This window comes from Symbiobacterium thermophilum IAM 14863, assembly GCF_000009905.1.
In the GTDB taxonomy this organism is placed as follows: Bacteria; Bacillota; Sulfobacillia; order Symbiobacteriales; family Symbiobacteriaceae; genus Symbiobacterium; species Symbiobacterium thermophilum.
Window position 1 is genome coordinate 182,343 of record NC_006177.1, and the last position, 25,749, is coordinate 208,091.

At 69.4% G+C, this 25,749-nt stretch carries 22 protein-coding genes; 17 read left to right on the forward strand and 5 right to left on the reverse strand.

Going from position 1 to position 25,749, the window contains the following annotated elements:
* Positions 1-118 precede the first annotated feature (118 nt).
* From STH_RS00835 to STH_RS00855, 5 genes are all read left to right on the forward strand, one after another.
* Entirely contained in the window at positions 119-1,738 is a 1,620-nt protein-coding gene (locus STH_RS00835; RefSeq protein ID WP_011194294.1) for a long-chain fatty acid--CoA ligase, read from the forward strand.
* A 160-nt stretch (positions 1,739-1,898) separates the two neighbouring features.
* Complete coding sequence (hemH, locus tag STH_RS00840) at positions 1,899-2,861, forward strand: ferrochelatase (protein WP_011194295.1); 963 nt, start codon at positions 1,899-1,901, stop codon at positions 2,859-2,861.
* Positions 2,862-2,996: 135 nt separating this feature from the next.
* Positions 2,997-3,620 carry a DsbA family oxidoreductase gene (locus tag STH_RS00845; RefSeq protein ID WP_050742039.1) on the forward strand — a complete coding sequence of 208 codons (624 nt, stop codon included), beginning with the start codon at positions 2,997-2,999 and terminating at the stop codon, positions 3,618-3,620.
* A 160-nt stretch (positions 3,621-3,780) separates the two neighbouring features.
* Positions 3,781-5,391, forward strand: a complete 1,611-nt coding sequence (locus STH_RS00850; protein ID WP_011194297.1) for an alpha/beta hydrolase family protein — start codon at positions 3,781-3,783, stop codon at positions 5,389-5,391.
* Positions 5,392-5,599: 208 nt separating this feature from the next.
* The gene (locus STH_RS00855; protein ID WP_011194298.1) at positions 5,600-8,365 is read left to right on the forward strand and encodes a phosphodiester glycosidase family protein; all 2,766 of its coding nucleotides are present in this window, start codon (positions 5,600-5,602) and stop codon (positions 8,363-8,365) included.
* A gap of 4 nt (positions 8,366-8,369) precedes the next feature.
* Here STH_RS00855 and STH_RS00860 read toward each other — a convergent pair whose 3' ends face one another.
* Complete coding sequence (locus STH_RS00860) at positions 8,370-9,149, reverse strand: DODA-type extradiol aromatic ring-opening family dioxygenase (RefSeq protein WP_011194299.1); 780 nt, start codon at positions 9,147-9,149, stop codon at positions 8,370-8,372.
* Between the two features lie 118 nt (positions 9,150-9,267).
* Between STH_RS00860 and STH_RS00865 the strand changes: the two genes are divergently transcribed.
* A complete protein-coding gene (locus STH_RS00865; RefSeq protein WP_011194300.1) occupies positions 9,268-9,573 on the forward strand; it encodes a winged helix-turn-helix transcriptional regulator in 306 nt (101 codons plus the stop codon).
* 75 nt (positions 9,574-9,648) lie between these two features.
* Here the strand turns inward: STH_RS00865 and STH_RS00870 are convergent, their stop codons facing one another.
* Positions 9,649-10,167: an HNH endonuclease gene (locus STH_RS00870; RefSeq protein WP_043712949.1), complete on the reverse strand. Its 519-nt coding sequence runs from the start codon at positions 10,165-10,167 to the stop codon at positions 9,649-9,651.
* A gap of 223 nt (positions 10,168-10,390) precedes the next feature.
* On the opposite strand from STH_RS00870, the gene uvrA reads away from it, so the two are divergent.
* From uvrA to STH_RS16700, 6 genes are all read left to right on the forward strand, one after another.
* The gene (uvrA, locus tag STH_RS00875) at positions 10,391-13,255 is read left to right on the forward strand and encodes an excinuclease ABC subunit UvrA (protein WP_011194302.1); all 2,865 of its coding nucleotides are present in this window, start codon (positions 10,391-10,393) and stop codon (positions 13,253-13,255) included.
* 93 nt (positions 13,256-13,348) lie between these two features.
* Positions 13,349-15,340 carry an ABC transporter substrate-binding protein gene (locus tag STH_RS00880; RefSeq protein WP_043712952.1) on the forward strand — a complete coding sequence of 664 codons (1,992 nt, stop codon included), beginning with the start codon at positions 13,349-13,351 and terminating at the stop codon, positions 15,338-15,340.
* Positions 15,341-15,450: 110 nt separating this feature from the next.
* Positions 15,451-16,110, forward strand: a complete 660-nt coding sequence (locus STH_RS00885) for an RNA polymerase sigma factor (protein ID WP_050742040.1) — start codon at positions 15,451-15,453, stop codon at positions 16,108-16,110.
* Between the two features lie 4 nt (positions 16,111-16,114).
* Positions 16,115-16,489 (forward strand): hypothetical protein, encoded by a 375-nt coding sequence (locus STH_RS00890; protein ID WP_011194305.1) that lies wholly within the window; start codon positions 16,115-16,117, stop codon positions 16,487-16,489.
* Positions 16,490-16,567: 78 nt separating this feature from the next.
* The gene (gene uvrC, locus STH_RS00895) at positions 16,568-18,457 is read left to right on the forward strand and encodes an excinuclease ABC subunit UvrC (protein ID WP_011194306.1); all 1,890 of its coding nucleotides are present in this window, start codon (positions 16,568-16,570) and stop codon (positions 18,455-18,457) included.
* Between the two features lie 72 nt (positions 18,458-18,529).
* Entirely contained in the window at positions 18,530-19,408 is an 879-nt protein-coding gene (locus STH_RS16700) for a polysaccharide deacetylase family protein (protein ID WP_050742041.1), read from the forward strand.
* A gap of 63 nt (positions 19,409-19,471) precedes the next feature.
* Here STH_RS16700 and STH_RS16705 read toward each other — a convergent pair whose 3' ends face one another.
* A complete protein-coding gene (locus STH_RS16705) occupies positions 19,472-20,731 on the reverse strand; it encodes a prolipoprotein diacylglyceryl transferase family protein (protein ID WP_148205442.1) in 1,260 nt (419 codons plus the stop codon).
* Between the two features lie 222 nt (positions 20,732-20,953).
* Between STH_RS16705 and STH_RS00910 the strand changes: the two genes are divergently transcribed.
* From STH_RS00910 to STH_RS00925, 4 genes are all read left to right on the forward strand, one after another.
* The gene (locus STH_RS00910; protein ID WP_011194309.1) at positions 20,954-21,355 is read left to right on the forward strand and encodes a DUF2089 domain-containing protein; all 402 of its coding nucleotides are present in this window, start codon (positions 20,954-20,956) and stop codon (positions 21,353-21,355) included.
* Between the two features lie 13 nt (positions 21,356-21,368).
* The gene (locus STH_RS16710; RefSeq protein ID WP_050742042.1) at positions 21,369-21,983 is read left to right on the forward strand and encodes an SHOCT-like domain-containing protein; all 615 of its coding nucleotides are present in this window, start codon (positions 21,369-21,371) and stop codon (positions 21,981-21,983) included.
* Between the two features lie 35 nt (positions 21,984-22,018).
* A complete protein-coding gene (locus STH_RS00920; protein ID WP_011194311.1) occupies positions 22,019-23,044 on the forward strand; it encodes a DUF4097 family beta strand repeat-containing protein in 1,026 nt (341 codons plus the stop codon).
* 71 nt (positions 23,045-23,115) lie between these two features.
* Complete coding sequence (locus tag STH_RS00925; protein WP_043712956.1) at positions 23,116-23,484, forward strand: phage holin family protein; 369 nt, start codon at positions 23,116-23,118, stop codon at positions 23,482-23,484.
* A 6-nt stretch (positions 23,485-23,490) separates the two neighbouring features.
* On the opposite strand, the gene STH_RS19060 is transcribed toward STH_RS00925, so the two are convergent.
* Positions 23,491-23,979 (reverse strand): hypothetical protein, encoded by a 489-nt coding sequence (locus tag STH_RS19060; RefSeq protein ID WP_050742043.1) that lies wholly within the window; start codon positions 23,977-23,979, stop codon positions 23,491-23,493.
* 118 nt (positions 23,980-24,097) lie between these two features.
* Between STH_RS19060 and STH_RS00935 the strand changes: the two genes are divergently transcribed.
* The gene (locus STH_RS00935) at positions 24,098-24,550 is read left to right on the forward strand and encodes an NUDIX domain-containing protein (RefSeq protein WP_011194314.1); all 453 of its coding nucleotides are present in this window, start codon (positions 24,098-24,100) and stop codon (positions 24,548-24,550) included.
* Between the two features lie 16 nt (positions 24,551-24,566).
* Here STH_RS00935 and STH_RS00940 read toward each other — a convergent pair whose 3' ends face one another.
* Positions 24,567-25,610, reverse strand: a complete 1,044-nt coding sequence (locus tag STH_RS00940) for a type II CAAX endopeptidase family protein (RefSeq protein WP_011194315.1) — start codon at positions 25,608-25,610, stop codon at positions 24,567-24,569.
* Positions 25,611-25,749: the final 139 nt, after the last annotated feature.

Sequence of the window (25,749 nt, forward strand, 5' to 3'; positions counted from 1 at the left end):
TCGGAATAGACGATACTTTCCGGGAGGTATATCCGCCTGCACAGCCAATTCTAGGGGAAAGCACACCCGACCCGCCGCCAGGCGGGAGGAGACGAGGAGGGGTTGATGACCTATGACCATGCGGCATCAGCTGACCCTGCACACCATGCTGGAGCGGGCCCGGCGGTTCTTCCCGGACAAGGAGATCGTCTCCCGCACAGGCGCCGGCATCTTCCGGTATACGTACGCCGACTACTACGACCGGACCCGCAGGCTGGCTGCGGCCCTGGAACGACTCGGCGTCAGGCGCGGGGACCGGGTCGGCACGCTGGCGTGGAACCACCACCGCCACCTGGAGGCCTACTTCGCGGTGCCCTGTATGGGGGCCTCGCTCCACACCGTCAACCTGCGGCTGCCCCCGGAGCACCTGGCCTACGTGATCAACCATGCCGGCGACCGCGTCCTCCTGGTGGACGCGGACCTGGTGCCGCTGGTCGAGGCGGTCCGGCCCCAGCTGAAGACCGTCGAACACTACATCATCATGGCCGACGTCTCCCTGCCGGAGACCCGGCTGTCGCCGGTCCACGGCTACGAGGAGCTGCTGGCTTCCGCTCAGGAGGACTACCGCTTCCCGGAGGATGTCGACGAGTGGGCCGAAGCGGGCATCTGCTTCTCTTCCGCCACCACCGGCATGCCCAAGGGGGTCTGCTACGCCCACCGGGCCATCTACCTCCACTCGATGATGGTCTGCATGGCCGACACCGTCGGGGTGGGGGAGAGGGACGTGGTCATGCCCGTCGTGCCGATGTTCCACGTCAACGCCTGGGGGCTGCCCTTTGCCGCCGTCTGGATGGGCGCCAAGCAGGTGCTGCCCGGCCCGCGTCCCGACCCGCACACCCTGTGCCGGCTGATCCAGGACGAGAAGGTGACCCTGGCCGCCGGCGTGCCGACGGTCTGGATGGGCGTGCTGCAGGCCGTGGAGCAGGAGCGGTACGACCTGTCCTCCATCACCCGCATCGCCTGCGGCGGCGCCGCCCCGCCCCGGGCGTTGATCGAGGCGTACGAACTGAAGCTGGGGGTGCCGTTCCTGCACGCGTATGGCATGACCGAGGGGGCGCCGGTGACCCACGTGGGCCGGCTGAAGTCGACGCTCGAAGGCGCGCCGACGGACCAGCGGTACGCGAAAAAGGCGAAGCAGGGCCTGCTGGCCCCGGGCCTGGACATGAAGGTCGTGGACGCGGAGGGCAACGAGGTCCCCTGGGACGGCCGTTCCATGGGTGAGATGGCGCTGCGGGGGCCGTGGATCGCCGACGCCTATTACGACGACGGGCGGACCGCCGAGACGTTCCGGGACGGCTGGTACTACACGGGGGACGTGGTCACCGTGGACCCCGACGGCTACATGCAGATCGTCGACCGGGTGAAGGATCTGGTGAAGTCCGGCGGCGAGTGGATCTCCTCGGTGGATCTGGAGAACGCGATCATGGCGCATCCCAAGGTGGCCGAGGCGGCGGTGGTGGCGGTCTACCACCCGAAGTGGCAGGAGCGGCCGCTGGCCTGCGTGGTGCCGAAGCCCGGTGTGGAGCTGACCGGGGAGGAGATCAAGGAGTTCCTGAAGGGTCGGGTCGCCGACTGGTGGATCCCGGACGACGTGGTCTTCATCCCGGAGGTGCCGAAGACGAGCGTCGGGAAGTTCGACAAGAAGGTGCTGCGGACGCAGTACTGGAACCACCTGGCGCAGCAGCAGACGATGCCCTAGACCGACGGACCTACCCGCTCCCGCCTTTCGTCCTTCTCCCGCCGTACCCCCTATCGGCCGCCCACCGTATTCTGTGCACGGCGCCCGGCATGGGACAGGGACTCAGATCGTTTACAGCCAAAGATAAACACAAATGTTGCCTAAACGGAGGACGGCGAGCATGGAGAAGACGGCGGTCTTGCTGGTCAACTTGGGGACGCCCTCCGCCCCTGAACCCGACGCGGTGCGGCCCTACCTGGCCGAGTTCCTGGGCGACTGGTGGGTGATCGACAAGCCCAGGTGGCAGTGGCTGCCGATCCTGCACGGGATCATCCTGCGTGTCCGGCCGCCCAGGGTGGCGAAGATCTACCAGAAGATCTGGCTGCCGGAGGGCTCCCCGCTGCTGCACTACTCCCGCCTGCAGCAGGCTGCGCTGCAGCAGCGGCTGGAGCCCGAGGGCATCCGGGTGGCCCTGGGCATGACGTATGGCCAGCCCTCGGTGAAATCGGCCCTGGAGGAGCTGCGCGGGTGGGGGGTCCGGCGGCTGCTGGTCCTTCCGCTCTTCCCTCAGTACTCCTCGACCACGACGGCGGCCGTCTGGAGCAAGGTGCAGAAGGCCCTGGACGGCTGGCGGGATCTGCCTGAGCAGATCTTCATCCGGGACTTCCCCACCCATCCCAAGTACCTGGCGTTCCTCACAGAGCGGATCAGCGGCTACATCGCAGAGAAGGGCAGGCCCGACGCCCTGGTCCTCTCCTACCACAGCATCCCGCAGGCCTACACCGCGTCCGGCGACGACTACGCCGCCCAGTGCGAGTCAACCACCGACGCCGTGCGGGACCGCTTCCCGGACCTGAAGATCGTCATGGGCTACCAGTCGAAGTTTGGCAACGACCCGTGGCTGGAGCCGGCCACCGACGAGGTGCTGCGGGAGCTGGTCCGCACGGGCCACAGGCACGTGGCCGTCATGGCGCCGGGCTTCGCCGCCGACTGCATCGAGACGCTGCACGAGCTGGAAGTCGAGTACGCGGAGGAGTTCGTCAAGGCAGGGGGCGAGCGGTACGACTACCTCCCCGCGGCCAACGACCACCCGCTGTTCATCGACTGCCTGGAGGACCTGGTGCGGCGCCATCTGCCCCGGTAACCGGCCCAGCACGCCCGCGCCGCGGAAGCGCCGGCCCGCGCCCCCGGGGGCGTCACGCGGCGCATCCGCTCGGCGTCGAAAGGGTACGGCGACAGGCCCGGACCGGTCCGGTGCGGGCCGAGGGAGGCGATGCGCATGGCCATCAGGCTCACCGTCTTTTCGGATTTCGTCTGCCCCTTCTGCTACATCGGCGAGGGACTGGTGGAGAAGCTGCGGCAGGAGCCCGACCTCGGGGTGGAGGTGACCTGGATGCCCTTCCAGCTGAACCCGGCCACGCCGCCCGAGGGGCTCACCCTGGCGGAGTACTTCGGGGGCCGGATGCCGCCGGACCGACTGGCGATGATGCACGCCGAGCTGAAGGCGCGCGCCGGGGCCATGGGGCTGCCGATGGATCCACCGCCCTTCATCTGTAATACTCGCCGGGCGCATGAGCTGGCGGAGTTCGCCCGGGACCGGGGCCGCCTGGACGCGGTGGTCCTGCCGCTGTTTCAGGCCTACTTCGTCCAGGGACGGAACCTGTACGAGGAGCGCGTGCTCGGCGAGGCGGCAGAGGCGGCGGGGCTCGACCCGGTGGAGGCCCTCGCGGCGGTGCGGGAGGGACGGTATGCAGACCAGGTGGACGAGCGGCTGGCTCTGGCCGGCCGATACGGTATCCACAGCGTTCCGACCTTCATCGTCAATGAGCGGTACAAGATCGTCGGTGCTCAGCCATACGAGGTCCTGCGCGACGCCCTGCGCAGTATCGCACAGGAAGGATGAGGGACACGCGGCGGGTCAGCCTACGGGCGGCCCGCCGTTTCGTAACGCCCGTGCGGAGCGCCGCTGGCCGGGTTCCCCAGACGGTTGATCTATCGCAGGGTTTGACGGCGTGGAACACGAATTCCCCCGTAAAGATTCAGACTCGAAAGGGGGAGTTCCGATGCGCGTCAAGCGTTGGGTGCGGCGTTGGATGGCCGCCGCCCTGCTGACGGTCGTGATCCTCGCCCCCGCGGCTGCGGCGGAGACGGACCCGGTGCCCCTGCGGTTCCTGGCCGAGGCCGCCGGGGCGACCGTGGAATGGGACGGCGAGACCCGTACCGTGACCGTGGTCACCGCGGACGGGGTGACCGCGACCTTGCGGATCGGCGATACGGAGGCCTTGGTGGACGGCCAGCCGGTTCCCATCGGCGCGGAGGCGGTCCTCGTGGGCGACCGGACCTGGGTTCCGCAGGCGTTCATGGAGCGGGTCCTCGCGATGCCCGTCGCCTGGGATCCCGAGAAGGAACAGCCTGTCGTTAACCCCTACGTGCTGAAGGCGTTCCGGCTGGTGAACGACCTGAAGCGCGGCGATCTCGCCGCGGTGAACGCCCAGCTCAGCCCGGCCCTGCAGCAGGCCGTGCCGCAGGAGGCCTGGCTGCAGATCGGCGCGTCCCTGGCCCCGCTGGGTGAGCTCGGCCGGCCGCAGGTGTTGGGCGCGTCGGTCACCGCGGTCCATCACAACGTCGACGTGCTCCTGCCGTTTGCCGCGGCGGCGCAGAAGCTGATCGTCCGCTTCGACGCCAACGGGCTGGTGGATGACTTCCACCTCAACACCTACATGCCCATCGACACCGCTGGCGAGCCGCCTTACGCGGACCCGTCGGCCTTCGTGGAGGAGGAGGTCGTCGTGGGCGAGGCGCCCTGGGCGCTGCCCGGGACCCTGACGCTGCCCGCCGGAGAGGGCCCCTTCCCGGCGGTGGTGCTGGTGCACGGCTCGGGCCCCAGCGACCGGGACGGCACGGCGTACGCGGTGAAGCCGTTCCGCGATCTGGCCCACGGCCTGGCCTCCCGGGGGATCGCGACCCTCCGGTTTGACAAGCGGACATTCGTCCACTCGCAGAAGTTCGGCGCCAACCCTAACTTCACGGTGCAGGAGGAGTCGGTGGAGGACGCCCTGGCCGCGGTGCGCCTGCTCGCGGCCGACGAGCGGATCGACGCCCGCCGGATCTTCGTCCTGGGCCAGTCCCTGGGCGGGCTGGTCGTGCCGCGCACCCTCGCGCAGGATGAAGGCGGCCTGATCCGGGGGGGCATCGCCCTGGCGGCGCCCAACAGCACCATGGACGCGCTGGTGGCGCAGAACCGGATCCTGGTCGAGACGGGACAGTTGCCGCCGGAACAGCTCGCGTTCATCGAGGGACAGGTAGCGCTCCTCCGCGACCCCGCCTTCGACCCGGACCACCCGCCTGAGGGCTACCTGCTGGGCACCCCGCACTACTGGCACGACTTGGTGCCCAAGGCGTCGGATCTCCTGAAGGAGCAGGAGCAGCCGATGCTGTTCCTGCAGGGCGGCCGGGACTTCCAGGTGCCCGTTTCGGAGTTCGAGAGCTTCCGGGCCGACCTCGCCGGGCGGACGAACGTGACCTTCCAGCTCTTTCCGAAGCTGAACCACCTGTTCACCGAGGGCGAGGGCGAGATCAGCACGATGGCCGAGTACCTGGTGCCGGCCAACGTGCCCGAGTACGTCATCGCGGCCATCGCCGACTGGATTCGCTCGGTGTCCGCGGAGCCGTAGCCGCCGGCGTCCGGATGCCGCAACGCACAGGACCAGGGCCTGAAGAGCCCTGGTCTTTCCGTCTGCCTGCCGTCCGGTGCCCGGCCGGGTCCCCTCGCGGCCGGCGGACATCCCGCCCTCCGCCGTCGTTCCGGGGAAACCGCTCCAGGTCGGGGACCGTCAAAGGTTACAGGTTACAGAATACCTGTCCAGGAGGGCAACCACCCACATGAAGCGGAAGGCCTGGCTGTTGATCCCGGTGCTGGTGGCTGCGCTGGCCGCTCCCTCCCCCGCGTCTGCCGCACGGATCGATAATCCTCCGCCGGACTACGTAACGGCCCGGCATGAGGTCACGCCCCTCGCCCAGGGACTCACGCTGACCAACTTCCAGCGGCTCTACCCGTACGGCTGGGTCAACGGCTGGCTGCTGACCGCGGACCTGTCCCAGCCCACCCTGACCTCCGACGTCATCACCGCACCGGGGCTGACCGAGCGGGAGCCGGTGCTGGACATGGCTGCCCGGGAAGGCGCCGTGGCCGCCATCAACGGCGACTTCTTCGCCCTGGGCGGCAGCGGCATCGCCCTGGGCACCGTGGTCAAGCGCGGCCAGTACCTGCAGTCGCCCCAACCCTCCTGGCCCAACGGGGCCGTGGTGGGCACGGATCGCATCGGCCGGCTGGCCACGGTGGCGCTGGACGGCACGGTCACGACGCCCTACGGCTCGCACCGGCTCACCGTGGTCAACACCCCGGTGGTGCCTGAGGGCGGCCTGGGCATCTTCACGCCCCTGTGGACCAAGGACCGGCCCTGGGCCATGGGCGACGCGCAGGAGGGCCGGGAGGTGGTGGTGCAGGCCGGCCGGGTAGTGTCGGTCAGCGGGCGGGTGACCAACGTCCCGGTCCCGGCAGACGGGTTCATCCTGGTGGGCACCAACGAAGCGGCCCGGTTCCTGGATCCGCTGAAGCCCGGGGACCCGGTGACGGTCTCCTACCGCCCGAGCCCGGCGGTGGCGTGGGCGATCGGCGGCCAGAACTACCTGGTCCGTGACGGCGCCGTCGTGTCCGGCCTGGATAACGCCTCTCGCCGCCCGCGGTCCGCGGTCGGGTTCTCGGCCGACGGTCGGCGCATGTACCTGCTGGTGATCGAGGGCGACTCGTCCCGCAGCGTCGGGGCGACGCTGGCGGAGATGGCGGCGTTCATGAAGTCGTTCGGCGCGGCCAACGCGCTGGAGCTGGACGGCGGCGGCTCGTCCACCATCGTCGCCCGCCGCCCCGGTGAGCCCCTGACCGTGCTCAACCTGCCCGCATCGGCCCAGCGGCCCGTCCCCAACGGCATCGGCCTCTTCGCCCAGCCCGGCTCCGGGCGGGCGCAGCACCTGCGGATCGACGGCGAGGCGCGGGTCTTCTCGGGCCTTTCCCGCACGTTCACCGTGACGGCATTCGACGAACAGTACGAACCCGTCGCCGTGCAGCAGGTCCAGTGGGGGGCGAAGGGCCCCGGGGTGATCGGATCGGACGGCCGGTACACGGCGGCGGACGCGCCCGGCTCCCGGGTGACCATCACCGCCGCGGCGCATGGGCTGACGACCGAGCTGCAGGTGCGCATCCTCGGTCGGGTGGCCCGGATTGAACCGCAGGCGTCGGGCGGCCTGACGCTCCTGGACGCCGCAGGCAGCACCTTCACCGTGGTGGGCTACGACGCGGACGGATACCGGGCGCTGATCGACCCGCGCGATCTGACCGTCGAGTACGACCCGAGCCTGGTACGGGTGGAGCCGGAGGGGGACGGCCTGCGCGCCGTGCCGGTGGCGACGGGCTCCGGGTACATCACCGTTTCGGTGCAGGGGCACAGGGCCGTCATCCCCTTCGTGTCGGGGACGCGTTCCACCCTCCTGGCCTCCCTGGGGCAGACAGCCCTGTGGATGTTCGAACGCCATCCGGAGCAGGTGACCGGCTGGGTGGCCCCGTCCCAGGGGCCCGGGGGCGATCGGGCGACGGCGCTGTACTACACGTTCGCCCCGGCTGAGGGCAACCGGGCCGCCTACCTGCAGGCGGTCGCGCCGATCGTGCTCCCCGGCCGGCCGGACCGGATCGGCCTCTGGGTGCAGGGCGACGGGCAGGGGGCGTGGCTGCGGGCAACGCTGCAGGATGCCGCCGGCAACAGCTACACGTTGGACCTGGCCCCCAGGGTGGACTGGACCGGCTGGCGTTACGTGGAGGCGGCGGTGCCCGGCGGCGTCACCTACCCCGTGAGCCTGCACCGGATCTACCCGGTGGAGACCGATGCCCAGCGCTCCTACTCGGGGATGCTCGTCTTTGCTGACCTGACCGTGAAGACGGCCTTGCCGATGCCGGACGCGCCCGCCGCGGAGGTCCCGGGGCCGGACGCCATCCTGAACCCCGGGGTGCCGGCCGGCCCGGAGAGCTGGTCCTTCGCCGTGCTGGCCGCGCTGCCGGATGTCGCGCCGGAGGAATCCGTGAAGGCGGCCCTGGAGGCGGACCCGCGGTTCTTCCTCGTCGGCCCCGGCCTGCGCAGCCAGGTGCGGGAGATCCTGGCCCGGCTAGGCGCGGCCGCGGTGCCGGTGTATGAAATGGCGCCGCCGGCGCGCTACTTCGACGCCGGCGGGGTGCGGTTCATCCTGTTGGGCACGGAGCAGGGCGGCCTGCGCGCCACGGCGTTCCACCAGTGGGAAGGGCTGGACGCCCTGCTTGAGGTGACCTCCCGGGCGGGGTCGATCCGCCGGGTGGTCGTCGTGGGCGGGCAGAGTCCGCTGCGTTTCCGGGACGCCCGGGAGGGGCAACTGCTGCAGGAGCGGCTGACCGCCTTTGAGGACCGGTCCGGCAAGGCGGCGGCCTACCTGGGCGCAGGCGGCGCCGCCCCCGGCGTGACGCGCGTGGAGGGCGTGCCGTACATCGACGCCGGCACGCCCCGGGTTCCCGTGATCTTTACCGTCGATCCCACCGCTGATAGCCTGTGGCTCCGGATGGGCCGGTAAGGGATCAGCCGCCGAACGCCCAGAGGGCGTGGCTGAGGTTGCCGTAGCGATAGCTGCGGTGCAGCTCCTGCACGGTGCGCTGGTCGTCGGCCGCACCCAGGGCGTAGAAGAGCGGAACGAAATGCTCGTTGCCCCCCGGCGGCACGGCGAGCCGTGCGCCGGGGGCCTGCCGTTCGTAGTCAAAGAGGGCGGGCAGGTCCCATTCGCGGATGCGGCCGAGCAGCCAGTCGTCGAAGGCGACGGCCCACGCGTCCGCCTCCGGCGGGTCGTCCCAGCGGAGGGTCGCGAAGTTGTGGATGGTGCCGCCACTGGCCAGGATCATCACGTCCTCCCGGCGCAGCGGGGCCAGGGCCTGGCCGATGCGGTACTGCTCGGCCGGCGACGCCCAGGGGTTCACCGACATCTGCACGACGGGCACGGAGCCGTCGGGGTAGATCAGCCTCAGGGGCACCCACGCCCCGTGATCGAGCCCCCGCCGCCGGTCCCAGACGAAGGGTATGCCGGCCTCCGTCAGCAACTCGGCCGCGCGCACAGCCGTGGCCGCGTCGCCCCGCGCAGGGTACTGCATGCGGTACAGCTCCGGCGGGAAGCCGCCGAAGTCGTGGATCGTCTCGTAGGCCGCGACGTCGCTGATGGCCTGGATGTTGCTCTCCCAGTGGGCGGTGAACACGATGACGGCGCGCGGCCGGTAGCGCTCGCCCAGCGACCGGAGAGCGCGGGTGTATGCGTTCTCCTCCAGGGCCAGCATCGGCGAGCCGTGTGCCGCAAAGATCGCAGGCTGCACGGGCAGCCCTCCCTTCCTGGAGCGCTAGGTTACGATTCGTAACTAAATATACTTACTGTAGTTGGTGTTGTCAAGTGAAGTCCTTCGGGTATAATACGAACAAGGGAGGTGATGAGCCATGGCTGCTCTCCAGCTCTGCCCGAAGTTCGAGCACGCCGTCCATATCCTGGGGAAGCGTTGGACGGGCCTGATCCTCTGGACGCTCATGAGCGGCCCGAAGCGGTTCTCGGAGATCGAGGCCGTGATTCCGGTGAGCGGTCGGCTGCTCTCGGAACGGCTCAAGGAGCTGGAGTCGGAAGGGCTCGTCACCCGGGAGGTGTTTCCCGAGGTTCCCGTTCGAGTCGTGTATTCGCTTACCCCGAAAGGGCAGGCGATGGAGCCCATCCTGGCCGCCATCCAGAAGTGGGCGGAGCGCTGGGGCTGAACCGCAACCTCACAGAGACGCAGGCCGGGCGCAGCGCCCGGCCTGTGTGCGGTTAGAGGCAGTATGGCGGTTGCATCAGTAGAGCGAGCGTCGGCGGACGGGCTCGGCCTCGAGCAGCCGCGCGAGCCGCGCGAACCGGTGCGGCCGGACTGTCCCGGTCACCGGCTCCGGCGCCGCGGCGGCCTCGGCGGCCAGATGGCGGCCGGAGAGGATCAGCTGCGGGTGCGGCGTCGGGCGGCCCATCAGGTGGGCAAACTCCGCCGCGTCCATGTCGCCCCGCCGGCCGTTGCACTCCTCGCAGGCGCAGATGCAGTTGGCCATGGTCGTGCGCCCGCCCTTGGACCAGGGGATGACGTGGTCCATCGTGAAGCCCGGACGGCCGCACCAGTAACAGGTGTAGCGGTCCCGGGCGAGAACCTTCAGCCGGATGTGCCGGTAGGCGAAAGGGTCGAAGCGGAGGCGGATGCGCCTGCGGCCGATCCACTTGGCCCGCCCGAGCCGGACCTCCCGGTCGGCCACCTTCCGCCTGCAGGGGGTGAGCGTGCGCCCCCGGCTGTCGATGACTTCAATCAGGTTCGGATCCGTCGTGTTCATACCTCCACGGGGCACCTGGCGGTTCGCCCCCTTCTGCTCAGTTTGGCCGCGTCTGGGGTAGCGCATGCTCCGGCCCCTGGCGCTAACTATTTTACTATAGCACAAAAGCGAACAAGCCGCAGGTTGCAAACAGGCGTTCGATGCGGTATCATTTGCCTGACGCCACACGTGCTCGCGATGTGGTAAGATCCAATGTTGAGACTGCGGTGGGGGGCGTTTCGTTGTGTCAAAGGACCGGCTCGTGATCAGGGGTGCCCGCCAGCACAACCTGAAGAACATCGACCTGGAGATCCCCCGGGACAGGCTGGTCGTGTTCACCGGCGTCTCCGGGTCGGGGAAGTCGTCCCTCGCGTTCGATACGATCTATGCGGAGGGCCAGCGACGCTACGTCGAGTCCCTCTCCGCCTACGCGCGCCAGTTCCTGGGCCAGATGGACAAGCCCGACGTCGACGCCATCGAGGGGCTTTCCCCGGCCATTTCCATCGACCAGAAGACGACCTCACGCAACCCGCGCTCCACCGTGGGTACGGTGACGGAGATCTACGACTACCTGCGCCTGCTCTACGCCCGCGTCGGCCGGCCCCACTGCCCCAGGTGCGGCCAGCCCATCGCCCAGCAGACGATCGATCAGATGGTCGACTCGCTCATGCAGATGCAGGAGGGGACCCGCATCCAGGTGCTGGCGCCGCTGGTGCGGGGCCGCAAGGGCGAACACCAGAAGGTGTTCGAGCAGATCCGCCGCGGCGGCTACGTGCGCATGCGGGTCGACGGCCAGGTCATGGACGTCTCCGACGAGCCGCCCAGGCTGGACAAGAACCGCAAGCACACCATCGAGGTGGTGGTGGACCGGCTGGTGATCCGGCCGGACATCCAGCGCCGGCTGGCCGACTCGCTGGAGACCGCGGCGACGCTCTCGGGCGGCCTGGTCACCATCGACGTGGTCGGTGGCGAGGAACTGCTGTTCAGCCAGAACTTCGCGTGCCCCGACTGCGGTGTCTCCATCGACGAGCCGCAGCCGCGCAACTTCTCTTTCAACTCGCCGTTCGGCGCCTGCCCGGCGTGCACAGGCCTGGGCTTCCTGACCGAGTTTGACCCGGACCTCATCCTCGACCCCTCGCGGTCGCTGGACGACGGGGCGCTCATCCCCTGGGCCAACTCCAGCCATCAGTGGTTCCTGCACCAGGTGGACGCGGTCTGCCGGCAGCTGGGCATCCGCAAGGACGTGCCGCTGAACCAGCAGGACCCGCGGTTCCAGGAGATCCTGTTGTACGGCCTGCCGGACCAGAAAGTGCGCTTCGAGTACGAAAACATGTATGGACAGCGCAAGTGGCACGAGGTGGTGTACGAGGGCGCGATCCGGCAGCTGGAGCGGATGCACAGGGAGACCAGCAGTGAGGCGATCCGGGAGCACCTGGCCGAGTTCATGACCAGCCGGCCCTGCCCGGCTTGCGGCGGCGCCCGGTTGAAGCCGGAGTCCCTCGCGGTGAAGGTCGGCGGCCTCTCCATCGCCGAGCTCACCGCCCTGGACGTGGTCCAGTTGCGGGACTTCCTGAAGAACCTGGACCTGACCGAGAAGGAGCGGGCCATTGGCGCGCAGATCCTGAAGGAGATCGACGCGCGGCTGGGGTTCCTGATCAACGTCGGCCTGGACTACCTGACCCTGAACCGGGCCGCGGGAACCCTCTCGGGCGGCGAGGCGCAGCGGATCCGGCTGGCCACCCAGATCGGCTCGCACCTGGTGGGCGTGCTCTACATCCTGGACGAGCCGTCCATCGGTCTGCACCAGCGGGACAACGCGAAGCTGATCGAGACCCTGAAGCGGCTGCGCGACCTGGGCAACACCCTGATCGTCGTCGAGCACGACGAGGACACCATCCTCGCGGCGGACTGGGTCGTGGACATCGGCCCGGGCGCGGGGGAGGGCGGCGGCCGCATCGTGGCGTCGGGGCCGGTAGAGAAGATCCTCAACACCCCCGAATCGATCACCGGCGCCTACCTCTCCGGCCGGCGGCAGATCCCGATCCCGGAGCGACGGCGCCAGCCCAACGGCAAGTGGCTGGTGGTGCACGGTGCCGCTGAGCACAACCTGAAGGACATCACGGTGCGCATTCCCCTCGGCACCTTCACCGTCGTCACCGGCGTGTCGGGTTCGGGCAAGTCGACGCTGGTGAACGAGATCCTCTACAAGCGGCTGGCGGCGGACCTGAACCGGGCCCGCACCAAGCCGGGCAAGCACCGGTCGGTCGAAGGGCTGGAGCACCTGGACAAGGTGATCGAGATCGACCAGTCGCCCATCGGCCGCACACCCCGGTCCAACCCGGCCACCTACACCGGCGTCTTCGATTTGATCCGCGAGCTGATGGCGCAGACCCCCGAGGCGAAGATGCGGGGCTACAAAGCCGGTCGCTTCTCTTTCAACGTGCGTGGCGGCCGGTGCGAGGCGTGCAAGGGCGACGGCATCATCAAGATCGAGATGCACTTCCTGCCCGACGTGTACGTGCCCTGCGAGGTGTGCAAGGGCGCGCGGTACAACCGGGAGACCCTGGAGGTGCACTACAAAGGGAAGACCATCGCCGACATCCTGGACATGACCGTTGACGAGGCGGTGGAGTTCTTCCGGCCGCTGCCGCGCATCTACCGGAAGATGCAGACCCTGCAGGACGTCGGCCTCGGCTACATCCGGTTGGGCCAGCCGGCGACCACCCTCTCCGGCGGCGAGGCCCAGCGGGTGAAGCTGGCGACGGAGCTGTCGCGGAGGGCGACCGGCCGCACGATCTACATCCTGGACGAGCCCACCACCGGGCTGCACACCGCCGACGTGCACCGGCTGCTGGACGTGTTGCAGCGGCTGGTGGACGCAGGTAACACGGTGCTGGTCATCGAGCACAACCTCGACGTGATCAAGCAGGCCGACTGGATCATTGACCTCGGCCCGGAGGGCGGCGACCGCGGCGGGCGCGTCGTCGCCGAGGGGACGCCGGAGGAAGTGTGCGAGAATCCCGGCAGCTACACCGGCATTTTCCTGAAGCGGCACATGGAGCGCCAGCGGGCCGTCGCGCCCGTTTCGGCGGCCGCGGGGACCGACTGAAACGCACCTGCCGCTGCCTGCCGGCAGGTGGGGCCTGCACGCGGCTCGAACTGATTGAGGAACCGCACAGGCGGCAGACAGGAGAGAGGACTGGTGCAACACTCCAGCAGGTGCCCGTACTGCGGAGCGGCCGTCTCGCCGTCCGCCAATTACTGCGACAGCTGCGGCACCCCCCTGAAGGCGCAGCCCAACGCGCCCGCCCGCCGGCGCGGCCGCACGACCGGCCGCGTGGCGGTGTGGGTCCTGGCGCTGGTGCTGGCCGCCTTCTTCGGCACGGGCGTGCTGGGGGGATTCCGCGCGCATGCGGGGCGCTGGCCGTGGAGCCCGCCGGATCCTGCCGCCGCCTCCCCGGCCGGCCCGGACAGCGCCCCGGATGAGACCGATCCCGGGGAGCCGGAGGACCGGCCGCCGGCGGTTCCGCCTGAGCGCTTGCTGCGGCCCATCGTGACCATTCAGGTGCGCGGCGCCCAGGGCAGCCGGGTGGGCACCGGTTTTCTGATTGACACGGGCGGCCACATCGTAACCAACGCCCACGTCGTGGACGGGTACCGGGAGTGCGTGACCGTCATCGACGACAACGGCACCACCCACCAGGGCAGCGTGGCCGGCCTCGACCGCAACCGGGACGTCGCCCTGATCACCGTGCCGACCCTCGCCCGCTGGCCGGATGTGCTGTCGCTCTCGGACCGGAGCGTCGCGGCGGGCGACGCCGTATACGCCTGGGGGCGGGCGAAGGGCAGCGCGGGCAAGGTCGCGGTGCCCGCCGTGGTGACCGAGACCGGCCACAGCCGGCGCATCGAAGGGCGCTATTACGCCGACCTGATCGTCTTCCGCGGCGCCGAGGTGACCCACGGCTCCAGCGGCAGCCCGCTGCTGGACCCGGACACCGGTGAGGTGGTCGGGATCATCACCGCCGGGGCCGATAACGGCCTCGGTTTTGCGGTTCCCGTCGCCGAGGCGGTCGAGAGGCTCATCCAGCGGTGGGTGGCCCAGCCGGCGCCGTCCGGCTGCGCGGCGGCGCCCGAGGGCGACGCCACGCCGCTGGTGCTGGCGGCGGTGGTCCCGCTGTCCGGGGCCCACGGCGCCTGGGGCCTGGACCTGGCCAACGGCGTCGAGCTGGCCCTGCGGGATATGGAGGCGGACCTGCTGCGGGTCGGTTACCAGGTGTCGCTGGCCCGCTACGACGATCAGGGGCGGCCCGAGGAAGCGGCCGCGCACGCGCAGAGCGTGGCCTACGACCAGGGCGTGATCGGGGTGGTGGGCAGCTTCACCGGCGAGGCCACCCTGGCGCTGGCGGAGGGGCTGCGGGACAGCGGACTCGTGCTGGTCGCGCCCACGGCCCGGTCCGAGGACCTGGTGCAGGAGGGCTGGCCGCATGTGAACCGGCTGGTCGCCCACCAGGCCCGCCTCGAGTCCGCCGCGGCGGCCTTCGCGAAGGCCAGGCTCGGCGTCCGGTCCGTCCTGCTGCTGCTGGACGGCAGCGAGGAGGCCGAGCGGCGGGCGGCCACGTTCTCGACGGCTGCGGAGATCATGGGCCTGCCGATCGCCGGGCGGATCGTGGTGCCGGCGGAGGTGAGCGGCTCCGCCCTGGCGGCGGCTGTGCGGGCGTACGCCCCCGAGGCGATTTTCTACGCGGGCAGCGGCCAGACCGGTTTTGCGGCGGTGAAGGCGTTGCGGGAGGCGGGCGTCGACCTGCCGGTCGTCGGCGGCGTGGAACTCTACAACCCGGCGTTTGAGACCATTGCGGGTACCGGCTGGCGGAACATCTACTTCACCCACTTCACCCAAGGCAACGACGCACGGTTCATGCGCCACTTCGAGGCCATCCTGGGCAAGCCGACCCGTGGATACGGCATGTTCGGATACGACGCCGCCCGGGTGATCCTCGAGGCCCTGGTGAGTTACGGCGAGGAACACCCCGGCCAGGTGCCGGACCGAGTCGAGCTGGCCGCCCGGGTGAGGGCGACCCGGGGGTTGAAGGGCTGGTCGACGCAGGTCAGCTTTGACCCGGCGACCGGGGAGAACCAGGCGGCACGGGTTTACTTCTTCGAGTGGGTCGACGGTCGATACGAGTTACAGCATTAGCAGGATAAAGACCCCGGCGCGGCGAAAGAAGAAGAATCTCTCACCGCGCCGGGTCTTTCGATCATAGAAAGTATTATGGTATAGTAATTTGTATATTTAGTGTCCGGGGGGTGACGGCCATCGTTGAGTTGGAGCCCGTGCTTGACGCGGAGCTGGATCTGATTGCGCGCTGCCAGGCAGGAGACCGGCAGGCGTTCGAGGAGCTGTTCACCTTCTACCGCGACGACGTGTTCCGCTTTGCCTACCTGGTGGTGCGGGACGCGAACCTGGCCCAGGACGTGGTGCAGGAGACCTTCCTGAAGGTCTTCCGCTCGATCGCCAACTTCCAGTTCCGCTCGAGCTTCAAGTCCTGGCTCTACCGGGTTGCCGTGAATGAGGCGATCACCCTCCTCCGCCGACGCAGGATCAAGGAAGAGCTGGATCCGGCGCCGGGGGCCATCCAGGAGCACCAGCGGGATCGGGTGGACCGCGCCTGGCAGCCAGAGGAGGCCGTGCTGGACAGCGAGGAACGCCGCCTCCTGCACGTCGCCATCGGCCGTCTGGACCCCGTACACCGGACGGTGATCGTGTTGAAGTACTTCCACGAGTTCTCCGATACCGAGATCGCGGCGGTGATCGGCTGCCCGCCCGGAACGGTGAAGTCACGCCTGCACCGGGCCCGGGAGCTGCTGCGCCACCACATGGCGCGCCAGGCGGGCCGGCCGGACCTCATCGCCCTGTCCTACACCCGGCTGTCGGCCAAGACGCCGCTTGTGCCTTGCGAGGAGTGAGACCATGCGCGTCGACGAACGGAAGATCCGGCAGTATCTGCGTTCGGAGGCCACGCGCGTGGTGCCGCCCCCGGATATGTGGGAGCGCATCCAGCGGGAGATGGATCGGGACCGGCTGCGCCAGGAGCGAAGGGCCCTGCGCCGGCGGCTCTTCAGCGTGCCCCGCGTGGCCGTCGCCGCCTTTGCGGTGGTCATGCTCGGGTTCCTGGTCGCGCCATACGGACTTGCGGCACGCCAGATGACGCTGCTGCCGGGGCGCTGGTTCGGCATCCACCGCACGTGGATCGCCGCCCTGACCCCGACGGCGTGGTCCGAGGCCGGCCGCCCGGCGGTGACCGACCTGCGCTGGTCTTCCCAGGAGATCACGCTCCTCCGCTGAACTGGATCCGGTCGCCCCGCTGCGGCGGGGCCTTTTCCATGGATGCGGATGGTACACTAATGGAGGAGGTGGGCGCACGTGGGCCTGGAGGAGCAACTCAGACTGCTGCCCGACCGGCCGGGCTGCTACCTGTTCAAGGACGCCTCCGGACGCATCATCTACGTGGGAAAGGCCCGGAACCTGAAGAACCGGGTGCGCCAGTATTTCCAGTCCTCCCGCAACCTGACCGCCAAGGTGCTCGCGATGGTCGGCCAGATTGTGGAAATCGAACACATCGTGACCGATACGGAAACAGAGGCGCTGGTCCTGGAGTCTAACCTGATAAAGAAGCACAAGCCCAAGTACAACATCCGGCTGCGGGACGACAAGCACTACCCGTACCTGCGGCTGACCCTCACGGAGCAGTGGCCGCGCCTGGTGGTGGCCCGCTCCATGAAGAAGGACGGGTCCCGCTACTTCGGGCCGTACACCAGCAGCCAGGCCATGTGGGAGACCATGAAGCTGGCCCGGCGGCTGTTTCCCCTGCGCACGTGCAACGACCCTTCCCGGTATCCCCGCGGCTGCCTGCAGTACCACATCGGTCGGTGCCTGGGACCCTGCCTGCCCGACTTCGACCGACACCGGGAGTACGCCGAGGCGGTGCGCGACCTGCAGGCGTTCCTGGAGGGCCGCACGCAGGAGGTCCTGGAGCGGCTGCGCGCCCGCATGGAGCAGGCGGCGGAGCGGCTGGAGTTCGAGCGGGCCGCCGAGCTGCGGGACCAGATCCGGGCGATCGAGAAGGTCACCGAAAAGCAGAAGATCATCGCCCACACGATGGTGGACCTGGACGTCATCGCCTACGCCCGGCTGTACGACGAGGCCGGCGTGCAGGTCTTCTTCGTCCGGCAGGGGAAGCTGGTGGGGCGCGACCAGTTCCTCATGTCCGGCGCGGACGAAATGACGGGGGGCGAGATCCTGGCCGCCTTCATCCAGCAGCATTACAGCCAGACCGACTTCGTGCCCAAGGAGATCCTGGTCAGCGAGGACCTCCCGGACGCCGACGTCATCGCGGAGTGGCTCTCCGCCAAGCGGGGATCCCGGGTTGCGCTCCGCTGCCCCAAGCGGGGCGAGAAGCGGGCCCTGGTGGAGATGGTGGCGCAGAACGCGCAGGAGGCCATGACGGAGCGCCGGCAGCAGCGGGAACTGGAGCTGGCCGCGACCGAGGGCGTGCTCCGGGAGCTGCAGGCGTACCTGGACCTCCCGCGGCTGCCGCACCGCATCGAGTGCTTCGACGTCTCCCATGTGCAGGGCGCCGAGGTCGTGGCGTCCATGGTGGTCTTCGAGGGTGGCAGACCCAAGAAGTCCGACTACCGCCGGTTCAAGATGAAGGTGGACCAGAACAACGACTTCGCCAACATGGCCGAAGCGGTTGGGCGCCGGTTCCGGCGCGGGCTGGCCGAGCGGGCCGCCCAGGTGGAAGGGCGCGTGCGCGACCTGGAGGAGGGGCGCGTGGCCGAAGGCGGGGCGGAGTACGGAGGCAAGTTCGCCGACTTTCCCGATCTGCTGATCATCGACGGCGGTAAGGGGCAGCTCTCCTACGCCCGGGCCGTCATGCGGGAACTGGGCGTTGACCACATCCCCACCTTCGGACTGGCCAAGGAGAACGAGCTGCTCTGTACGGAGGACCGGCCGGACTGGATCGAGCTGCCCCGGGGCTCCCAGGCGCTCTTCCTGCTGCAGCGGATCCGGGACGAGGCGCACCGCTTCGCGATCACCTACCACCGCAAGCTGCACCGCAGGGCCAGCACCCACAGCCGCCTCGACGACGTGCCCGGCATCGGGCCCAAGCGGAAGAAGGCCCTGCTGCAGCACTTCGGCTCGCTGAAGGCGATCCGGGAAGCCTCGGTGGAGGAGGTCGCGCAGGTGCCGGGGATCACGCTGGAGTTGGCGGAGCGGGTGAAGGAGGCCCTGGGCGGTCCGATGCGCTGAGCGATGCCCCACGCGATGAGGCCCTGTTGTCCTAAGTAGTCCCCGATAATTAACGAAAGGATATGAATATACATGAAGAAGCGCTGGGTTGCGATGGCACTGCTGGTCTCCGTCCTGGTGCCCGGCTGCGGCGGCGCCACCTCCATTCAGACCCCGTCCGGGACGACTCCCCCCGCCGCGGAGGATCCGGCGGGCCCGGGCTCCCAGGATTCCGGACCCGGAAACGGTGAGCCCGGCGGGCAGGCGGGTGCGGAAGACCCGGCGGGCTCGGCGGATCCCGGCGAGGCGGTTGGTCCGGGCGGCCCTGCGCCAGATCCGGCGCCTCCGAACGTGACCTGGAAGCCGAGCGGCATCGGCTACCCGCTGGTGCCCAGCGACCCGTCGGTCGACCGGAAGGTGGCCATGCTCACCTTTGACGACGGCCCCTCGGCGTATACCCCCCAGGTGCTGGCCGGGCTGAGGGAGGCCGGCGTGAAGGCGGTCTTCTTCATCACGGGCTACGGCGCGGCGCAGCACCCCGAGTTGGTGCGGCGCATCCACGAGGAGGGGCACCTGCTGGGCATCCACACGATGACCCATCCGAACATGACGGAGCTGAGCCGGGAAGAGCAGATCGCGGAGATCCAGCCGCTGATCGACCTGATCACGGAGGTGACCGGCCAGCCTCCCAAGTACTTCCGCCCGCCCTACGGCGCGTACAACGACCAGCTTCTCGCCACCCTGGATGAGCTGGGGCTCGAACTGATCAACTGGAGCAACGGCTCGCTGGACTGGGACGGCGTTGTGGACGGCTACAAGGACCCCAATCAGGTGGTTGCGGACGTGCTGGACCAGCTGCACCCGGGCGCGGTGATCCTGGCGCACGACACGATGAAGCACACCGCCGAGGCCGTTCCGCTGATCATCCAGGCCCTGCGGGCGGAAGGCTACGACTTTGTGGTGCTTCCCTGAGGGCCGCGCCCCTGGCGTGAACTGGAAAGCGAGACACCCCGCCGATGAGGCGGGGTGTTCCGTTCACGGCGCCACGGTCCGTCTCCGCTGACGAATCCAGGCGAGGGTGGCAACCACGGCGGCCAGGAGCTGCACCGGTGTGATCCCCGCCGGCCCGGCCGACGGCCGTGCGAGGTCGGCCAGGGTGACGGCGAGGGCGCCCAGGAGCAGGGCGGTGACCGCCCCGTCTCCCGGCGGGCCGGCCAGGCGGGAGAGGCCGAGGCTCAGGAGTCCGGCGGCCAGCAGGGCAGGCCCCAGCGCCCAGTCGGCCGGGTCAGGCGAAGCGAGGGCGCCCACGCCGGCCCCCAGGAGCAGCCCCGGAAGGGCCCGGTCCCATACCGTTGCCGAGTCCGGGACGCCGCGCAGCCCCCAGAGGCTCAGGGCGAGTCCTCCGGCCACGGCACCCGGGAGAGCCAGGCGGCCATAGGGGAACGCGAGGAGGAGCGCCGGGCTGCGCACGTACGCGCCGGGGTCCATGAGCACATAGAGCAGCTTGGCGCCCAGCACGCCGCCGACCGCCAGGTTCAGCACCAGCTCCCGCGCCCGCAGCGAAGGCCCGGGGTCAGACTCCGCCTCAGCGGCGCTCCGCCTCGCGTCCGTAACAGGGCGGGGAACTCCGGCCACGGCAGCGGCCAGAAGGACGCCGGCCAGCCACAAGAGGGCGCGGGTCGGCAGGGCGGCAGGTCCCAGGGGCACCGACTCCGGCAGCCACCTGTTCAGGCTCCGCCCGGCCGTCGCCGACGGGGGGCCGGACACGGCGGCCGTCAGGTACTCCCGCATGGCCCGGTAGGTCAGAGGTCCGGCCACGCGGGCGGTCACCGCGCCCTCCGGGCTGATGAACAGGCTCGTGGGCATGGAGGCCACCTGAAAGGCGGTTCCGGCCTCATCGCGGGGGTCCAGCAGCACGGGGAAGCTGTACCCGTGTTCCGCGAGGTACGCCAGCGGCGCGGACGGGCTCGCCTCCCGGCCGGTGAGGTTGACGGTGAGGACCGCTGTCCCGTCGGGCAGCGACTCGGCCAGCCGCTGAATCTCCGGCATCTCGGCGCGGCACGGGCCGCACCACGAGGCCCAGAAGTTGAGGAAGACCGCCCGGCCCCGGAAGTCTGCCAGGCGCACGGTCTGACCAGTGGGGTCGGCCAGTTCCAGCGCAGGGGCGGGGGAGCCGACCGCGGGGCGCGGTGGCCCGTCAGGGGTGGCGGCCCCGGGGCGGAAGGCGCCTCCCAGGAGCAGGACCGCCCAGATCGCCGCCGCGAGGGTTGCGTGCATCCGGCGCAGCCCGATCACCTCCCTGTCTGTGCTTCTTTCACCTTTCGACGACCCGGAATTCGGCTCCGGTATGTATCCCGCGATTTAAGGCCATCCTCATCATTGTTAATGCCATCCCTCAAGAATGTTAAACAAAGGGCTTGACGCGGGGGATGAGCGGACATATGATCAAGTTAAAGGTGCCGTTTTAGGGAAGTTAAGGGTCGGCTTTAACTCAGGCTGACAGACACAGGGGAAGAGGTGATTGGGTTGCGAAAGTGGCGCATGCCGAGTCAGTGCCCCGCCTGCAGCGGGGAGCTGACGGTGACGCGGCTGGAGTGCAGCCACTGCGGCACGGCGGTGGAAGGTCGCTTCGACGCCTCGCCGTTTGCCCGGCTCACGCCGGAGCAGCAGGAGTTCGTGGCCATCTTCCTGCGGGCCCGGGGCAACATCAAGGAGGTTGAACGCGAGCTTTCCATCTCGTACCCGACCGTGCGCGCCCGGCTCGACGCGGTCCTGGAGGCCCTGGGCTACCGGGTGGACCGGGCGGCGCTGGAGGAGGAGACCCGGGAGAAGCAGGCCCGGCGCAAGGAAGTGCTCGACCGGCTGAATCGCGGGGAGATCACCGCCGAAGAGGCGGTGGCGGCGCTGAAGAGCCTCTGAGGAGGTGGCAGCGGTGCAGGAGGATCGACTGATGGTCCTGCAGATGCTGGCCGACGGCAGGCTCACCGTCGAGGAGGCGGACACCCTGCTTCGGTCGCTGGAGGAGACCGCCGCACACGCCGATGCGGCAGGCGCCGGGCCCGCCCGCCGGGCGGATTCCGCGGCAGACCGGCACGAACCGGGAGCGCGGCTGCGCGTGCTCCTGCAGCAGATGCTGGACGAGGCCAACGCGGCCCTCGACCGGGCTCTGCGGTCGGTGGAGGAGCGGCTGGCGGAGCTGGAGCGGCGGGAGCCCTACCGGCAGATCCGCCAACTGGCCGATTCGCTGGATCGGGTGGCGGCGAGGGAGGCCGTAAGGGAGGCCCGGGCAGCCGCGAAGGAAGCCGTGAGGGAGGCTCGGGCGGCGGCGAAGGAAGCCGTCGAGGAAGCCCTCGAAGAGGTCGAAGAGAAAGTGGCCGACGCCATCGAAACGGCGAAGGAGGCCGTGGCCGACGCGATCGAAGCGGCCGAGGAAGCGGTGGCGGACGCGCTCGAAGCGGCTGAGGAAGCCGTTGCAGACGCCGCTCACGCGGCGGAGGAAGCCGAGGAGAACGTGCGGTTCAGGGCCTCCGGGCGATTCGGAAGCTGAGCGAGTTGGCAGAGTACATGAGGAGGGTCGGCTGAATGTCCCAGGAGGAACGCCTGCTCATTCTGCAGATGGTGGCGGAAGGGAAGATCACCGCCAGCGAGGGCGCCGAGCTCTTGCGGGCGTTGGAGGGGCACCGGGAGGAGGAGCCCGGCGTTGAAGCCGCCCCGCCGCGCCGGGAACGGCGCAGCGGGACCTCGGCGACGCTCGCCTCGGGCCTCTCCAGTCTGTTTGAGGAGGTCGTGGAGCGGGTGACGGGGGCGCTGACCGACTTTACCGGGCAGCGCTACGAGTTTCCCACCGAGATCACCGGGGTCTTCACGGCGGACCGGGTGCCCCTCAAGGTCCTTACCGGCAACGGCCACGTGGAGCTGAAGGGATGGGACGAACCGGGCTACAAGGCACAGATCCTGGTCAAGGCGCGCGGGGCCACCGAGGCCGACGCCCGGGCCCGGGCGCAGGACGCGTACCGGTTGACGGCCACGGAGACGGGGTTCCAGCTGGAGACCGACCGGCGGTTCGACTGGTCGGACCTCGCGGTTCACGTCACCCTGTTCCTGCCCAAGGGGCACACCTACCACCTGGAGACCCGTACGGGCAACGGCAACATCCGGATCGAGGGCATCGACCTCGACGACGGAACGGCCAAGAGCGGCAACGGCCGCATCACCGTGCTGGACGTGGCGGCCGACCGGCTCTACCTGAAGTCGGGCAACGGTTCGGTGGACGTGGAGGGCGACGTGGCCGACCTGGAGGCCACCACGGGCAACGGCTCGCTGCGGGTGGTGCCGCTGGGCCGGCGCTCCGAGCGGATCCAGCTGAAGACCGGCAACGGCCCTGCGGCGATCGATACCGGGCGGCTGAGCCGGGCGGTGGGCGTCTTCATCGACGCCCACACCGGGATGGGGAGCGTCTCGGTGAACCGTTCGGACCTGGTGTACGAACTGGACGAGCGGAACATCGGCTACAAGCACGTCATCGCCCATACCGAGGGCTACGACCGGGCCGAGCAGAGAGTGGACATTCGCGTACGAACCGGTCTGGGGTCCATTTCCGTCGAATAATTCAGGTCGTGCGCATAGGGGGTTCGCCGCGGCATCGACCGCGGCGAACCCCCATTGAGGAGGGAATGATGTTGCGTCTGCTCGTCCGTTGGGCGCTCGGCGCCCTCACCCTGCTGGCCATCGCCTACGTCGCGCCCTCGCTGGGCATCCTGCCGGGCTTCCACGTGGCCGGGTTCGGCGCGGCCCTGGTGGCGGTGGTGGTCCTCTCCCTGCTCAACCTCACGGTCCGGCCCATCCTGAAGTGGCTCTCCCTGCCGATCACCTGTCTCACGTTCGGGCTGTTCACGCTGGTGATCAACGCGGTGGTCATGCTGCTGACCGACGCACTGGTGGCCGGCTTTGAGGTGGGCGGGTTCCTGAACGCCGTGATCGTGTCGGTCATCTACGCGGTGGTCACGGCGCTGCTGTACGGGCTGGTCGAGGGGGACCAGAAGGACTGAGGCCGCTTACTGGGGTTGGGTGCCCTGCATGTAGTTCTGACCGCCCTGCGGCCAGCCCATGGGGCCGGTGCCGGGCATCTTGCCCCAGGGGCCCATCATCATGCCCTTGCCGAAGCCGTCCTTGCCCCAGCCGCCCATTCCAGGGTAGCCCATCCCGGGGTAACCCATGCCGGGGTAACCCATGCCGGGGTAACCCATTCCCGGGTAGCCCATTCCGGGGAATCCCATGCCGGGGAAGCCCATGCCCCAGCCGCCCATGTCGGGGTAGCCGGCGTGTTCAGGCTCACGGGCTTCGCCCCTGGGCATGCCCAGCAGTTGGGGTTCCATGGCCTCCACGAGGCGTATCGCCTGGACGGCCGGCATCCCTGTGCCCACCAGCGCGCTCATGAGCGCGACCTCGCGCAGGATATGTTCGCGATCGGCGCCTTCCGTCCGCATCTCCCGCAGCCCGTGGGCGACGATGGGTTCGACCGCACGCATCAGCCACTGCGGCATGCTGCACACCTCCCATCTCATGCTATGCCCCGGGGCCTATGGGTGACATAAGCCCCGGGGCAGCGGAGACGCCCTTTCTGGTGTATGATGTTCCGTAGAGCGTGATGGAGGAGCCCGTATGAGATTGGCCGCAATCCTTCGCACCGTGCTCGCAGTTGGTTATGATCTCTTTCTGAAGCTGAATCCCCGTAAGGTGGCCGCCCACGCGGTGATCTGCGACGACCAGGGGCGCGTGTTGGCGCTGAAGTCGCGCTACGCCGATGTCTGGCTGCTTCCCGGGGGCGGGCTGAAGCCGGGTGAGCACCTGGACGAAGGCCTCCGCCGGGAGTGCCTGGAGGAGCTGGGCGCGGAGGTGGCCGTGGAGGCCCTGACGGGCGTGTACTACGTGGAGCGGTCAGCCGCCTACGTCGGGGTCTTCCGCTGCCGGCTGGACGGGCAGCCGATCCGCCTCTCCCACGAGCACGAGGTCTACGACTGGGTGTTGCCGGACCAGCTGCCGCCCGCCGCCCGCGCCATGGCGGCCGACGCCCTGCGGCCTGCCGGTTCCCCCGTCGTCGCCCGGCTGCCCTGATTCGACCGGGTGGGGGCTAGCCGAACACCGTGGCCAGCTCCTGCAGCACCGCCCACAGGTAGATGCTCAGCGTGAGTCCGCCCGTGAGCAGCGAGGCGGCGCTCAACATGCGGCGCCGGCGACGCCGCAAGACGGCCAGTTCGGCGGCGAGCCGCTGCAGTTCGACGTCCCCGTCTGCCGCCGCCAGGGCCTCGGGAGCGGGGACGGGCTCCGTCCGCCCCTCGGCCTGCCAGTCCCACTCCACTTCCGCCTCCACGGGGCGGGCCAGGTGGCGGGGGCTGAAGCCGGCGGCCAGGGAGTAGGCCAGCGCGGACAGGCCGGCGGCCGCGAGGGTCAGCATCATCATCGAGCCCCAGACGGCCGTGTCGGGGAGCATCTCGAGCCCCTGCAGCTCGGCAGGAGTTGCCCGGTCCTGCACGAAAAATGTCAGCAGCAGGGCCGTGCCGTTGTTGATCAGGTGCATGATCATGCCGGGCAGGATGGAGCCGGAGCGCTGCACCGCCAGGGCCCACAGCATGCCCAGCAGGGTCAGCGGAATCAGCCGGACCAGGCTCAGGTGCAGGGCGCCGAACAGCAGCCCGGTAAGGACGACCGCGGCACCGGGGCCCAGCGGGCGGAGCGCGCCGAGCACGTAGCCGCGGAAGGAGAGCTCCTCGCAGAAGGCGGGAACCAGGGCTCCGACGAGCAGGGCCAGCGTGGACCCGGCGTCCAGGAGGATCTGGTAGGTCTGGACCATCTGGCCGCCCATCTGCTGCACCAGGAGGACCAGCACGGCGCCCATGAGCTGCGCGGCCAGCCATCCGATCAGGCCAAGCACCACCGCCCGGCCCACCCCCCGCAGCGACAGCATCCGCAGCCGGAGGAAGGGGCGCACGGGCCGCTTCTCGACTGCGAGGGTGAACACCAGCGGCAGCGCGACGAAGATGAGAAGCTGGGAGACGACGACCCCGGCGAGGCCCAGGGTGTACTGGAGAGCGCTGCCCGCGACCAGCAGCAGGACCAGGGCCGTGAGGTAGAAGGCGAGGACCCGCAGCAGGGCCACCTGTTGTCTGGTAGTCACGCGTCTATCCTCCGCTCATCCGATGAATTCACCACGAAAACTTTGCTGAAGGGGACCCACCCGTTTCACACGTCTAACGGGACAGAACCCCTGAGAGGTGTGGTAAACCTTGTCTCCCCGTGACGAAACACTGGCGTTT

Coding starts and splice junctions, on each gene's coding strand:
- STH_RS00835 (WP_011194294.1), top strand. CDS start 119: ATGCGGCATCAGCTGACCCTGCACACCATGCTGGAGCGGGCCCGGCGG.
- hemH (WP_011194295.1), top strand. CDS start 1,899: ATGGAGAAGACGGCGGTCTTGCTGGTCAACTTGGGGACGCCCTCCGCC.
- STH_RS00845 (WP_050742039.1), top strand. CDS start 2,997: ATGGCCATCAGGCTCACCGTCTTTTCGGATTTCGTCTGCCCCTTCTGC.
- STH_RS00850 (WP_011194297.1), top strand. CDS start 3,781: ATGCGCGTCAAGCGTTGGGTGCGGCGTTGGATGGCCGCCGCCCTGCTG.
- STH_RS00855 (WP_011194298.1), top strand. CDS start 5,600: ATGAAGCGGAAGGCCTGGCTGTTGATCCCGGTGCTGGTGGCTGCGCTG.
- STH_RS00865 (WP_011194300.1), top strand. CDS start 9,268: ATGGCTGCTCTCCAGCTCTGCCCGAAGTTCGAGCACGCCGTCCATATC.
- STH_RS00870 (WP_043712949.1), bottom strand. CDS start 10,167: ATGAACACGACGGATCCGAACCTGATTGAAGTCATCGACAGCCGGGGG.
- STH_RS00890 (WP_011194305.1), top strand. CDS start 16,115: ATGCGCGTCGACGAACGGAAGATCCGGCAGTATCTGCGTTCGGAGGCC.
- STH_RS16700 (WP_050742041.1), top strand. CDS start 18,530: ATGAAGAAGCGCTGGGTTGCGATGGCACTGCTGGTCTCCGTCCTGGTG.
- STH_RS00920 (WP_011194311.1), top strand. CDS start 22,019: ATGTCCCAGGAGGAACGCCTGCTCATTCTGCAGATGGTGGCGGAAGGG.
- STH_RS19060 (WP_050742043.1), bottom strand. CDS start 23,979: ATGCCGCAGTGGCTGATGCGTGCGGTCGAACCCATCGTCGCCCACGGG.
- STH_RS00935 (WP_011194314.1), top strand. CDS start 24,098: ATGAGATTGGCCGCAATCCTTCGCACCGTGCTCGCAGTTGGTTATGAT.